12 protein-coding genes are annotated in these 12,915 nt (G+C 71.5%); 6 read left to right on the top strand and 6 right to left on the bottom strand.

What is annotated here, in order from left to right; genetic code table 11:
* Window positions 1-63: 63 nt before the first annotated feature.
* Window positions 64-1,179, bottom strand: coding sequence for a delta-60 repeat domain-containing protein (locus K3N28_RS04140; protein ID WP_228091206.1), 1,116 nt, complete (start codon window positions 1,177-1,179; stop codon window positions 64-66).
* 211 nt (window positions 1,180-1,390) lie between these two features.
* On the opposite strand from K3N28_RS04140, the gene K3N28_RS04135 reads away from it, so the two are divergent.
* The 6 genes from K3N28_RS04135 to K3N28_RS04110 all read left to right on the top strand — a co-directional run bounded on the left by K3N28_RS04135 (window position 1,391) and on the right by K3N28_RS04110 (window position 6,655).
* Complete coding sequence (locus tag K3N28_RS04135) at window positions 1,391-1,732, top strand: hypothetical protein (RefSeq protein WP_228091205.1); 342 nt, start codon at window positions 1,391-1,393, stop codon at window positions 1,730-1,732.
* 109 nt (window positions 1,733-1,841) lie between these two features.
* On the top strand, window positions 1,842-2,633 hold the full coding sequence (locus K3N28_RS04130) for a fumarylacetoacetate hydrolase family protein (RefSeq protein WP_228091204.1): 792 nt from the start codon (window positions 1,842-1,844) through the stop codon (window positions 2,631-2,633).
* Entirely contained in the window at window positions 2,626-4,095 is a 1,470-nt protein-coding gene (gene gltX, locus K3N28_RS04125; RefSeq protein WP_228091203.1) for a glutamate--tRNA ligase, read from the top strand. The genes K3N28_RS04130 and gltX overlap by 8 nt, the downstream gene beginning before the upstream one ends.
* A 96-nt stretch (window positions 4,096-4,191) precedes the next feature.
* Entirely contained in the window at window positions 4,192-4,521 is a 330-nt protein-coding gene (locus K3N28_RS04120) for a PadR family transcriptional regulator (RefSeq protein WP_228091202.1), read from the top strand.
* Window positions 4,522-4,523: 2 nt separating this feature from the next.
* Window positions 4,524-5,642 (top strand): hypothetical protein, encoded by a 1,119-nt coding sequence (locus K3N28_RS04115; RefSeq protein ID WP_228091201.1) that lies wholly within the window; start codon window positions 4,524-4,526, stop codon window positions 5,640-5,642.
* A 350-nt stretch (window positions 5,643-5,992) separates the two neighbouring features.
* Window positions 5,993-6,655 carry a hypothetical protein gene (locus tag K3N28_RS04110; protein ID WP_228091200.1) on the top strand — a complete coding sequence of 221 codons (663 nt, stop codon included), beginning with the start codon at window positions 5,993-5,995 and terminating at the stop codon, window positions 6,653-6,655.
* Window positions 6,656-6,710: 55 nt separating this feature from the next.
* Here the strand turns inward: K3N28_RS04110 and K3N28_RS04105 are convergent, their stop codons facing one another.
* The 5 genes from K3N28_RS04105 to K3N28_RS04085 all read right to left on the bottom strand — a co-directional run bounded on the left by K3N28_RS04105 (window position 6,711) and on the right by K3N28_RS04085 (window position 12,913).
* Window positions 6,711-7,202, bottom strand: a complete 492-nt coding sequence (locus K3N28_RS04105) for an SRPBCC domain-containing protein (protein WP_228091199.1) — start codon at window positions 7,200-7,202, stop codon at window positions 6,711-6,713.
* On the bottom strand, window positions 7,199-8,146 hold the full coding sequence (locus K3N28_RS04100) for a hypothetical protein (protein ID WP_228091198.1): 948 nt from the start codon (window positions 8,144-8,146) through the stop codon (window positions 7,199-7,201). Before K3N28_RS04100 ends, K3N28_RS04105 begins: the two co-directional genes overlap by 4 nt.
* Window positions 8,147-8,216: 70 nt before the next feature.
* Window positions 8,217-8,981, bottom strand: coding sequence for a carbonic anhydrase (locus K3N28_RS04095; RefSeq protein ID WP_228091197.1), 765 nt, complete (start codon window positions 8,979-8,981; stop codon window positions 8,217-8,219).
* A gap of 345 nt (window positions 8,982-9,326) precedes the next feature.
* Complete coding sequence (locus tag K3N28_RS04090) at window positions 9,327-11,759, bottom strand: AAA family ATPase (protein WP_228091196.1); 2,433 nt, start codon at window positions 11,757-11,759, stop codon at window positions 9,327-9,329.
* Window positions 11,759-12,913 carry an exonuclease SbcCD subunit D gene (locus K3N28_RS04085; protein WP_228091195.1) on the bottom strand — a complete coding sequence of 385 codons (1,155 nt, stop codon included), beginning with the start codon at window positions 12,911-12,913 and terminating at the stop codon, window positions 11,759-11,761. Before K3N28_RS04085 ends, K3N28_RS04090 begins: the two co-directional genes overlap by 1 nt.
* Between the last annotated feature and the right edge of the window lie 2 nt (window positions 12,914-12,915).

The following is a 12,915-nucleotide window of genomic DNA, read 5'->3' as shown; positions in this document are numbered from 1 at the left end:
TCGCGCGGCGGGCACAGCACCAAGGGCCCGTCCTCAGGACGGGCCCTTGCGCTTGCTCATGGCCTACGCGAACACGGCGAGGCGCTTCTGCTCCTGCAGGCCGCCCCCGAAGGTGGTGAACGCGCCGCCGACGGTCAGGTTCGATCCCGACGGATGCACCTCGGCGTCCCAGGCCCCGACGACGCCGTTCGCGTTCGGGTCCCAGTCCAGGAGTCGGCCGTTCATGTCGACGGCGAGGAGCTTGCCGCGCTCGGCGCGCACCCCGTCGAGGCACTCGCCGTGCGGCCCTGCGTGGTTGGTGACGCAGGCCCGGTCGAAGTGGCCGCCGCCGATGACGGTGTCGCCCCAGACCTCGACGGTCTGCATGCCGCCGTCCACGGCCTGGTACCAGAGGGCCTCGCCGCCGCGGTCGAACGCCCGGATCTCGCCGCCGCGCCCGTCCAGGGCCGCGAAGACGCGGTCCCCCGCGACCGCGATCTCGCGGGTGAGCACGTAGACCTTGGCCGCGAAGCTCGTGTCGACCGCGCCCGAGGTCGGGTTCACGGCGGCGAGCTTCCCGTATTTCTTGTCGTCCTCCACTCTGGAGAAGGCCCCGGCGACGTAGAGGCGGCCGTGCCCTGACTCGAGGTCGCGGACCGCGCCCTCCTGCACCCTCGGCGTGAACGTGGTGATCGGGGCGCCGTCGGTGGCGTTCACGGCCGCGAGGGACGGCTGCGCGAAGTCGCCGACGGTGACGAACGTGCCGCCGAGGTAGACCGTGGAGCCGACCGGTTCGACCGTGTACACCGTGGCCGACGGCCGGGGCTTCCAGGTGGTGTCGAGCTCCCCGGTGCCGAGGTCGAAGCGGGCCACGCGCGGACGGGCGACCCCGTCGACCTGTGTGAACTTCCCGGCGATGTAGAGATGGCCCCCGCCGGTCTTCACCTCGTAGACCGGTCCGTCGAGGGACGGCGCGAACGGCAGCAGCGCCCCCGTGGCGGAGTTCACGGCCGCCAGGTAGTTGCGGCGCGCGAAGGTGCCGTCGGTGTTCTTGGCGCGGGTGAACTCCCCGCCCGAGTAGACGGTGTCCCCGTCGTAGGCCACTTTGTACACGGTGGCGTTGAAGGAGGCGCTCGCCTGCGGAAGGTGGGAGTCGATCGCTCCGGCGGGCGCCTGCAGGAACAGCAGAGCCCCGAACAATGCGGTTAGCGTGATCAAACGGCGCATACGGCAGTCTTGCACGCATCGGGCCGCGCTCCCGGCATTCGCGGCGGCGCGTCACCCGGCGGCGGGCCAGCTCAGCGCACCGCCAGTGCTTCCACAGGAGACCGTCACCCGATCGTGCGCCGAGACAGCGGAAGCGGGGAACGCCGTCACGCCGCCCCTGGTGGGGCCGTACTAGAGTTGAGGCGTGACTTCCTACCAGACCGATCGTGCCCGCGCGGCCGCCCGGGCCGCGGACTCGGCCGTGTACGGGCGCCGCCGCTTCGCCTCCGGCTTCCTCCTCGGCCTGGTGATCCTCGTGATCGCGGCCATCGCCTTCGGGTTCGTCATGGTCGGCGGCATCGGCGAGACCCTCAAGGTCCGCGTCGGCGCCACCGCCATCTCGCTGCTCGTGGCGCTGCCGCTGACGTGTGCGCTCGGCTTCTTCATCGGCCTGTTCGCGAAGGTCCGCCGCCTCGGCATGGGCATCGTCGTCGGAGCCCTGGTCGCCTCCGTCGTCATCGGGCTGCTGTTCCTCCTCGTCCGCTAGCCCGGCAGTGACCGGTCCGCGCGGCGCGCGACAGCGCGTGGAACGGGCCCCGTTCCCGAACTAAGCTGAGGCCGCAAGGTTTCGAACCAGTCTTAGAGAGGGGCCGACTGTGCGGATCGCGCGGATCGCTCACCCCACCGGCATGTCGTTCGCAGTCCTCGAGGGGGAGGGGCCAGGGGCCACCGCCGCCGAGATCGAGGGGCACCCGTTCGCGCAGATCAAGCTCTCCGGTCAGCGCTGGGCGCTCGAGGACGTGCGGATGCTCGCCCCCATCCTGCCGTCCAAGGTCGTCTGCGTGGGCCGCAACTACGCCGACCACGCGGCCGAGCTCGGCAACGAGGTCCCCAAGGAGCCGCTGATCTTCCTCAAGCCCTCGACCTCCGTGATCGGTCCGGGCGAGGCCATCAGGCTCCCGGCGATCTCCGACCAGGTCGAGCACGAGGCCGAGCTCGCGGTCGTCATCGGCCTGCCGGGGGCGCGCGGTCTCGACCGCGAGGCCGCGAAGGGCTCGATCTTCGGCTACACGTGCGCCAACGACGTGACCGCCCGCGACCTCCAGCAGCAGGACGTGCAGTTCACGCGCGCCAAGGGCTTCGACTCGTTCTGCCCGCTCGGGCCGTGGATCGAGACCGACCCGCTCGGCAACGGCACCGACGTCGCCGACGCCGAGATCCGCTGCGAGGTGGGCGGCGAGGTGCGCCAGCTCGGCTCGACCAAGGACATGGTCTTCGACCCGGCGTCCCTGGTGGCGTACGTGTCCCAGGTGATGACGCTGCTGCCGGGCGACGTGGTGCTCACCGGCACCCCGGCGGGCGTGGGGCCGCTCCAGGCGGGCGAGACCGTCTCCGTTTCCGTCGCCGGCATCGGCACGCTCTCCAACAAGGTGGTTTCCAGTGAGTAATGTCCGCACGCGCTTCTGCCCCAGCCCCACCGGGACGCCGCACGTGGGCCTGGTGCGCACCTGCCTGTTCTCGTGGGGCTACGCCCGGGCCAAGGGCGGCGAGTTCGTGTTCCGCATCGAGGACACCGACGCGGCGCGCGACACCGAGGAGTCCTACAACCAGCTGCTGGAGGCGCTCTCGTGGCTGGGCATGACCTGGGACGAGGGCCCCGACATCGGCGGGCCCTACGCGCCCTACCGGCAGTCCGAGCGGCTCGACTTGTACGCCGACGTCATCGACCGCCTCCTCGAGGGCGGTTACGCCTACGAGGCGTTCTCGACCAACGAGGAGGTCGAGGCGCGGCACCGGGCGGCCGGCCGCGACCCGAAGCTCGGCTACGACAACTTCGACCGCGACCTCACCGAGGAGCAGAAGGCCGCCTTCCGCGCCGAGGGCCGCAAGCCGGTGTACCGGATGCGGATGCCCGACGAGGACATCACCTTCCACGACGCGGTGCGCGGCGAGGTCACGAACCCGGCCGGGTCGATCCCGGACTACGTGATCGCGCGCGCCGACGGCTCGCCGCTGTACACCCTGACGAACCCGGTCGACGACGCGATCATGAAGGTCACCGTCGTCACCCGCGGCGAGGACCTCATGCCCTCGACGCCGCGCCAGATCGTCATGTGGCGCGCGCTCGTCGAACTCGGCATCGCCGACGCCGTGCCCGAGTACGCGCACCTGCCGCTCATCGTCGACGAGCGCGGCAAGAAGATGTCCAAGCGCGACCCGCGCTCGAACCTCCTGCAGTACAAGGAGGCCGGTTACCTGCCCGAGGGCGTGCTCAACTACGTGGCGACCCTCGGCTGGTCCCTGTCGGGCGACCGCGACGTGTTCTCCGTCGCGGAGTTCCTGGAGGCCTTCGACCTGCACGACGTCAAGTCGAACCCGGCGCGGTTCGACGAGAAGAAGTTCGACGCGATCTGCGCGGACCACTTCCGCAGCATGGACTCCGAGGAGCTGACCGGGATGCTCGTCCCGAGGCTGGGCGAGGCCGGGCTCCTGGGGCGCGACAGCCTGACCCCCGACGAGGCCCACGTGCTCTCGGTGGCCGTCCCGCTGGTGCAGGAGCGCTGCACGACGCTCTCGCAGGCGGTCGAGATGCTGCGGTTCCTGTTCTGCGGCACCGAGGTCGCGATCGACGAGGAGAGCGCCAAGAAGACCTTCAAGGACGACGCGGCGCAGGTCCTGGACGCGTCGATCGCCGCGCTCGAGAACGTCGAGTGGACCACGGCCGCCATCGAGGAGGCCTTGAAGGCCGCCCTCGTGGACGGCATGGGTCTCAAGCCGCGCAAGGCGTTCGGCCCCGTCCGCGTCGCGATCAGCGGCAAGACCGTGTCGCCGCCGCTGTACGAGTCGATGGAACTCCTCGGCAAGGACGTGAGCCTGGCGCGCCTGCGCGCCGCCCGCGCCCGGTTCTGAACGGCCCGAAGCGAACCCCGGCCCCGCCGCACGGCGGGGCCGGTCCGCGTTGCCGCCGTCCTCCACTACTGTGCATAGCATGGTACTGTGGATAGCGTGGACAGATCGCAACTGCTCAAGGGCCTGCTCGACATCATCGTGCTCCGCGTCCTCGACAACGAGGACGGCTACGGCTACGAGATCCTGAACCGGCTGCGCAGCAGCGGGTTCGACGAGCTCGGCGACGCCTCGGTCTACGGCACGCTCCGGCGGCTCTACCGGGCCGGGTACCTGTCCACCTACGTCCAGCCCAGTGAATCGGGGCCGCACCGCAAGTACTACTCGCTGACCGAGCCCGGACGGAAATACCTGCGTCAAGCGCGCGACGCCTGGGAGGACGTCAGCGCCAAGATGCGGATTCTGTTCGAGACTCCCACGAAGGGTTGACCATGACCGACGCCCCCAACCGGACTTCGGAGATCGCGTCCTATCTCGCCGCGGTCGAGCGCCATCTCGGCGACCTGCCCGAACCGATCCGCACCGACCTGATGTCCGAACTGGATCTGCACCTGGCCGAGGTCGCCGCCGACCTCGGCCCCGGCATGGCCCTGCGCGACCTGCTCGGCAGTCCCGAGTCCTACGCCCGGGAGCTGCGCGAGACCGCCGAGGTCCAGAAGGAGCCCGCGGCGGCCCGCATCCGGCGCAGCCTGTCCCAGACCTTCGCCCCGGTCCTCACCCGGTCGAAGACGGTCGCCGACAGGTTCGCGGCCAGCACTGGACACGAGGACGCCGCGGAGCTCGCCGAGCGCCTGCGGCCGGGATGGTGGGTGCTGCGCGGCGCCGTCGTGGCGGCGCTGTTCGTCTACTGGCTGGCGTCCGCGCAGTTCGGCGTCACCGGCTACTCGTACTTCAATTCGATCCCGGGCCTGATCTTCGGCGTCGCGATGCTGCTGCTCGGCGTCTGGGCCTCGATCAAGATCGGCATGAAGGCTCCCGAGTGGGGCCGGCGCCGCAGGCGCGTGACCGCCGCCGCGAGCATCGCGATCGTCGCGCTCGCCGCTCTCCAGTTCTCCCCGATCATGACCGGTGCCTTCCCGACGACGTACGTTGAGACCTACTACGACGGTGGCGACGATTACGGCTGGGTGACCGACGTCCACGTCTACGACGAGAACGGCCGGCGGCTGACGGGCGTCTACCTGTTCGACCAGAATGGCGACCCGCTGTGGATCGGCGACCCGGGCGCCTGCGATGAGAGCGGCTGGAACGACCCGTTCGCGCAGGACCCCGAAGTGGACGAGTTCGGTCAGGCCGTCGAGTCCCCGGTGGAGGAGTACGAGGTCGACACCTCCGAACTCGGCTACCAGTACCCGCTGTGCGCTCCGGGTGAAAACCCGGCGGCGACGCCGACTCCGGAAGAGGATCCGACGGCGACGCCCGCTCCCGGCGAGGGGACCCGGTCGGAGGACCCGGCGACGCAGAACCCCGACGCCGACCCGACGTCGCCGCTCCCGGCCGAGGCGGACGCGACCGCGACGCCGACCGGGGACGCCCCCACCACCAAGTGACGCACTCGCACCATCGGCCCCGCCCGCAACAGGGCGGGGCCGCTTCGTTCGCCTCCTCCCATGCGCTGTGACATTGCTCTCGCTGGACCTATGTGGAAGAAGATCGAGCGACGCGTCGGGGTGTCAATGGTCCTTTCGGATGAGGCGTGGGAGCCGGGATCCGGGAGGTCGGGGACGGAATCCGCGATAGCGACGGTATCGGGCAAGACGGGCACCCGATAGCTTCGCTCTCGGAGAGAAGTGTGCCGTGTTGGGGTGATTACCGAGCGGTACGGTCCCGGGTTTCCGAGTCCTTAGTGTTACCTCCGATGTTTACACGTAAGAAGTCCTCACGCGCGAGGCACCGGGCCGTGGCACCCCCGCGGCACCCTGCCCGCAAGCGGGTGCTCGTGTCCGCCGCCGCCGTCCTGTTCGCCGTCGGCTCGGCCAGCAGCGCGAGCGCCGCCATCATCAACACCGACGACCCGACCCCCGAGGAGCTGCTCGCCGCCGACATCGTCGCCGACGCCGGCGACGCCGAGCGCCGCTGGGACCGGATCGCCCCCATGGAGAGCATCCTGCCCGTCCAGGAGGCGGCCAAGCCCGAGGCGCCGAAGCCCGAGGCCGCCGAGGTCCCCGAAGAGGAGGTCGAGGAGCCCGCCGAGGTCGCCGACTCCTCCGACTCGTCCGACTCGGGCGGCAGTGTCGACATCGCCGCCGACTGCTCCGAGTACTCGGGCAACAAGGCCGTCGGCTGCACCATGACGCTCGAGGCCGGCTGGGACATGAACGAGGTCGGCTGCCTCGTCAACCTGTGGGAACGCGAGTCCAACTGGAACGAGACCGCCTACAACTCGGGCTCGGGCGCCTACGGCATCCCGCAGTCCCTCCCCGGCGACAAGATGGCCTCGCACGGCGACGACTGGGAGACCAACCCGGTCACCCAGATCGCCTGGGGCCTGGACTACATCGACGGCCGCTACGGCAGCCCGTGCGGCGCCTGGTCGCACAGCGAGTCCAACGGCTGGTACTGACCGACCCATAAGCTCGAACCCATGCGAACCCGGAGTTCGCTGACCCTGAGGGGCCCTAGCGCGAACGCGCTGGGGCCCCTCGCACGTCCAATGCCGCTTCGAGGCGGTTGAGCAGGAGCGGCAGCGAACCGCGCAGGTGGGCCTCGTCCTGGCCTTCGATCTCGGTGAACGCGAGCAGCGTGTACTGCTCGGTGTAGTCGAGCCGCGTGCCGCCGCCCTCGGGCGCGAGGAGCACGGTCACGAGTGACACGGTCCGCCGCACGCCGTCGACGACGAGTTCGTAGGCGAAGACGAGCCGGTGCGGCTCCTGCAGGTCGAAGATGCGGGAACGCCACTCGACGGCCTCGGCGGCGCCCGAGGGCGCGAACACGCCGATGGCGGTCTCGCCGCCGCCGATCCGGAAGTCGAGTTCGTGCTCGGCCTCGCCGCCCGGGATGGCGAACCAGTGGTCGCGCAGTTCCAACTCGGCGAAGGCGGCCCAGACCCGCTCGGGCGGGTCCTCGAGATCACGGGTGACCGTCACGGTCCCGTGGACCGGAGCGGTCACCGTCCCGACTCCTGGGAGGCCGCGCGCACGGACCGCAGCAGCAACCGCGGGTCGCCGAGCATCCGCTTCAGGCGGCGCTCCAGGCCCGCGATCGGCGTCAGGTTCTGCGGGGCGCGCGCGTCCTTGTGCGCCGCCGAACCCAGCGGCGGCAGGGACGCCGCCGTGGCGTCGGCCAGCGCGATCGCCGCCTCCTCGCTCAGGTCGTCGGCGGCCTCCAGGCGGGCCACGCCCGCCCAGCCGCGGGAGGAGGCGCCCGGCAGGCGCAGGTACCAGGTGTAGCGCGGCCAGCCGGACATCAGGTGGAAGACGGGGGTGCGCTGGCCGGGCCGCAGGCGCTCCACGACCGCGTTCATGTCGCCTTGGAGGTAGGAGCGGTGGTGGCTCTTGATGTAGCCGACCGAGTTCGGCAGGCGGGTGCGCCCGCGCAACGGGCCGTCGAGGACGGACAGCTCGGCGTCCATGGCCACCATCGAGGACACTTTCGCCTCGAGTTCGGCCATGGCGGCCTGGGCCGAGGCGATGAGCTCGCCCGGGTCCGCGGACTCGGTCCTGCGGTGCGGGTAGCGCCCGAAGTCGGCGCCGGGGTCGACGGCCGCGAACAGGCCGCGTTCCACCGCCACTTCGACCACACTGGCCTCGGCGGCGGCCGAGCGCCGGCCGTCGAGGTCGCAGGCGACCGCTCCGGCGGCCCAGGAGACGCACAGGCCGGGCCAGCGTTCGCCGCGTCGCTCAGGGGCGTCGTCGAGGAGCTCCACGCGGGCGTCGATGCGGCGCACGCCGTCGACGACGACGATGCGCCGCGGTCCCGAGGCGGGGGCGTCGAGGGGCCGCCAGTCGGCCGGTTCGAGTTCGATGTCGGCCCGGACCACGGCCCGGTCGGAGCGCGAGGGCGATTCGGGGTTGTCCGCGAAGGACGGGTCCCAGGCGTCGACGGTGATCTGCAAGGCGCACCTGCTTTCCGGAACGGTTGCGGCTCAGCCTACTGCGCGCCGTCGACGCCTGGGCGCGCCGCGGTCAGGCGATCTCGGTGACCACGCCGGTCTCGAGCGAGTAGACGCCGCCGACCACGGTGAGCTCGCCGTCGGCGACGAGTTCGGCGAGGTTCGGGTGCTCGCTGAGGGCCTGCACGGTGAGGAGGACGTTCGCCTTGACCATCGCGTCGACCGGGTCGCCGGACTCGCCCTTGGACGCCTCGTAGGCGGCCCGGAGGGCCTCGACGGTCTCGGGGAGCGCGTAGTGGTGCTCCTCGGGCTCGGCGCCCTCCTCCTCGGCCAGGAGCGCTTCGTGGGCGGCGGTGACGGCGCCGCAGCGCTGGTGGCCGAGGACGACCAGGAGCGGGGACTCCAGGGCGGCCGGGCCGTACGAGACGGACTCGGAGACGAGCGGGTCGAAGACGTTGCCGGCGGTGCGGGTGACCATGAGGTCGCCGACGCCGGTGTCGAAGACGAGCTCGGGGCTGACGCGGGAGTCGACGCAGCTGAAGACGGCGGCGCGCGGAGACTGGCCCTCGACCAGCGACTCGCGCCACTCGGCGTCGGTGTGGGGGTGGACCGAGTCGCCGTCGGCCCAGCGCTGGTTGCCGTCGAGCAGGACCTGCCAGATCTCGTCGGCCGATTCGAGGGTGTCGAGTGCGGGGGCGGTGGGGGTCTGAGCGGCGGCGCCCTTGCCGCCGTCGCTGCCGCAGGCGTCGAGTGCCAGGAGGGCGATGGCGCCGGCGCCGATGGCGCCCGCCCCGGTGATCAGTTTGCGGCGGTCGCCGCGAATGTTCAATGTGTTCATGTCTTCAGAAGTACTTGAACATTCAAGGTTAACGACGCGTGCTCGTTGCGCTTGTGGCACTTGGCATACCGGACGAATCACGGCGGGAGCAGGTGCCAGCGGCGCGCGAGCGGGTGACGTCCGTTGCGTGCTAACGATGCCAACGGAATGAACCTACTCCTCAGTCGAGTCGAAGGAAAGTCGAGGTCAGGCCGATTTCAGGAACGATCACTGCGATCGTCCTCACAGGGAACCGGCATCGGTCCCGGCTACGGCTCGAAAACGGTGCGCAAGGCGCGCCGAACGAGCCGCCGGGCGGCGGGTCTCCGCGGCCCGGCCCGGCGGCGATTCGGTGGCGACGATCGGTCAGGACCAGGTCTTCTCGACGTGCGAGCCCTTCGCGTCCTTGGTGATGTGGAACCGGACCGGCACGCGTTCCGCCAGCTCGGCGACGTGCGTGACGAGGCCGACGGTGCGCCTGGCCGAGAGCGTCAGCGCCTCCAATGTCGACGCCACCGCGTCGAGCGTCTCCGGATCCAGCGTCCCGAAGCCCTCGTCCAGGATGATCGACTCCAGGCTCGCGCCGTGCCGCGCCAGGCTCGCCAACTGGTCGCTCAGCGCGAGCGCCAGCGACAGCGAGGCGGCGAACGTCTCGCCGCCCGACAGGCTCCGCGCGGGCCGCGCCATATCGGCGTCGTGGTGGTCCACCACCCAGAAGTCCTGGTCGCGGTAGATCAGGTCGTACTGCCCACCGGTGATCCGGTTGAGCATCACCGTCGCGCCCGCCACCAGCTCGTCCAGGGCCTCGCTCAGCAGCCACTCCATGAACCGGCGGGCCTCCAGATGGGACGCGAGGGCCTTGGCGATCTCCGCTTCGCTCTGGTACTTCCGCATGTCGGACTCCAGGTCGATCCGGTGGCGCCGCGCCTCGGCCAGGCGGGCCGACGCGGCCCGCGCCGACTCCACGGCGGCGGCGTGCCGCCCGACGTAGTCGCCGCCGGTGCCGCTGCGGGGCACCTCGATCTCGAAGTCCCCCAACGTCGCGCGCAGTTCGGTCCGCAGCGTCGCGGCCCGGCCGTCGAGCCCGGCCAGCTCGGTCCGGGCGGCCTCCCGCTCGGCGCTCGCGCGTTCGAGCGACGCGGCGGCCCACTCGACGAGGTGCGACCAGCTCGCGGCCAGGTCGTCGCCGCCCGCGGGCGGGCCGAGCACGGCCACCTGGTCGCGGGCGTGCTGGAACTCCTTCCAGGCGCGCTGCTGCCGCTCGTCGGCGACGGCCTTGCGCTTCTCCGCCTCCCGCAGGGCCCGCCGGGCGGCCTTGAGCGCCGCGCCGGTCCCCGCCAGCTGCTGCCGAGCCTCTTCGGAATCGCTCCGCCGCTGCTCGAGCGCGGCGGCTTCGGGGACGCCTTCGAGCTTCTTCTTCAGCCGCCGCTGCGCCAGCTGCAGCTCGGTGAGCCGCTCCTCGTAGTTCTCCAGCTTCGTCTGCAGCGCGACCACGGCCGCCTGCGCATCGCGGAACTCCACGGTGGCGTTCCGGGAGGCCTCCTCGGCCTGCTGCATGGACTCCGAGAGGTCGTGCTCGGGGACCGCGTCCACGGGACGGTCGCAGACCGGGCACTCGTCGCCGATCGCCAGCCCCGCCCGCAGGGTCCCGGCCAGTTCGGCCATCCGGACCTTGTGGAGGGTCGCGTGCTGGATCTCGACCTCCTCGGAGGCGGCCTCCTCCAGCTCCTTGGCCTCGGCGTACTGGGCGCGCAGCTCCTCGGTGAGCTCCTGGCCGGTCTTGAGCTTCGACTCGGTCTCGGCGAGCTCGGCCCACGCCTTGAGCTGCCGCTCGATCAGGCCCAGGTCGAGACCGTCGAGTTCGGATCGCAGCCGCTCGTCCTCGGTCTCGGTGGCCTCCACCTCCGCGGCCTTCTCGGCGACCGCCGCCGACGCGGCCGCGACCTGCGCGGCGATGTCGGCGACCCCCGCGGGCTGCTTGATGTACGTGAGCGAGGCGAGGTTCGCTTCGGCCTCGTTCAGGCGTCGCCGCGCGGTCTCGACCGCCGCGGCGAGCCCGTCGAGCGCGTTCGCCTTGTCCCGCACCGGCTCCGTGAGCTTCTCCAGCCGCTCGACCCGTTCGGCCGCGGCGGTCAGCTCCAGGTCGGTGACCGCCGGGATGCGCGCGAGCTGCGCCTCCAGGGTCTTCATCGCGGTCGTCGCCGCGTCGCGCTTGGCGCCGGCGAGCTGCTGGACCCGCCGGTAGACGCTGTGGCCCAGCAGGTTCTCGAGGATCTTGCGCCGGTCGGCGGGCGAGGCGTGCAGGAACTCGGCGAACTCGCCCTGGGGGAGGAGCACGCACTTCGTGAACTGCTCGAACGGCAGCCCGATGACGCGCTCGGCCGCGTTGCTCACCTCGTTGGGGCTGCCCGCGAGGGCCTTGCCGAGGCCTTCGACGAGTTCGCCGTCGTCGGCCGGGTCCACCCCGTCGGGCAGCTGCTCCAACGCGGCGGTGGTCGTCTTGACCTTGCCGTTGCGGTCGCGGCGCAGGATCCGCGTGGCGACGTAGTGCTGGCCGGCGGCGGCGAAGACGAGCCGGACCCGGCCCTCCACGGCCGAGGGCGCGATCGCGTTCTGGGTCGTGTTCACGCGCCAGCGCGGCGTGCGCCCGTACAGCGCGAAGCACATCGCGTCGAGCACCGTGGACTTCCCGGCGCCGGTGGGCCCGGTGAGCGCGAAGAAGTCCACGTCGGTGAAGTCGAAGGTCTCGGACCCGGTGTACGAGGCGAACCCCTGCAGGTCCAATCGGATGGGCCTCATCAGGCCTCCTCGGCGACGGTCTGGGTGTCTTCGTAGAGCTTGGTGAAGAGCCCGGCCACGGCCGGGTCGTCGTGGCCCGCCTCGTGGAGGTACGCGGTGAACAGCTCGCCGGGGCTGCGCCCCGACCGTCGCTCGCGCGGTTTCGTCTCGTCCGCGCGCATCACCGGGTCGATGTGGATCTGGACGGCCCGCGGGAACAGGTCGGCGACCTCGCCGCGGAGCCCGGCGCGGGCCGGTTCGGTGACGAAGACCCGCAGCCACGCCCGTTCGTCCACCTCGGCCTCGGCGAGTTGTTCGAGGCTGCCGCGGACGGTCTGCAGCGGGACTGCCGCGGTGAGCGGGACGGTGCGCGCCCGCGCGGGGACTCCGGCCGCGACGTCCACGATCGCGACGCTCGGCGTGTGGTCCTCCTCGCCGAAGTCGACCGCGAGCGGCCCGCCGGAGTAGCGGATCGGGCAGGGCCCGGTGATGGCCTGGGCCTTGTGCAGGTGCCCGAGGGCCACATAGGACGTGGTGGGCGGGAAGATCGCGGCCGGCACGGCGTAGTCGGCCACGGTGTGGACCTCGCGTTCGCCGCCGCCGACCTTGCCGCCGACGACGGTGAGGTGCCCGGTGAACAGGTTCACCTCGTCGGCGCGGAAGTCCTGCGTGAGCGCCGTGACGAGGCGGCGCAGGTGGTCGGCGTAGGTCGCCTCGGCCCCGGCCGCGCCGAGCTCGAACAGCTCGGCGGCGCGCACGGCGTGGCGCTGGGCGATGAACGGCAGCGCGGCGATCCGCCAGCGCTCGCCGTCGCCGGTGGTCCCGGTGACGATGTGGTCGGCGGCCTTGCCGAGGCTGCCGCGCAGGTGGATCCCGGCGGCGTGGGCCCAGTCGCGCAGGGCGTCGAGGGCCTTGCCGTTGTCGTGGTTGCCCGCGATGACGACGACCTCGGCGCCGGTGCCGCGGAGCGCCGAGAGCGCCGCCGTGAGGAGCTTCTGCGCCTCGCTCGACGGGGACGCGGTGTCGAAGAGGTCCCCGGCGACGATCACGAGGTCGACCGACTCCTCGCGGGCGATCGCGCACATCTGCTTGAAGACCGCGCGCTGCTCGTCGAGGCGCGAGCGGCCCTTCATGGTGACGCCGACGTGCCAGTCGGAGGTGTGGAGAATCCGCAAGG

This window comes from Glycomyces sp. TRM65418 (assembly GCF_019710475.1).
Taxonomy (GTDB): Bacteria; Actinomycetota; Actinomycetes; order Mycobacteriales; family Micromonosporaceae; genus Glycomyces.
Note: the sequence above shows the minus strand (reverse complement) of the source record. Positions and strands in the feature narration are given on the sequence as shown.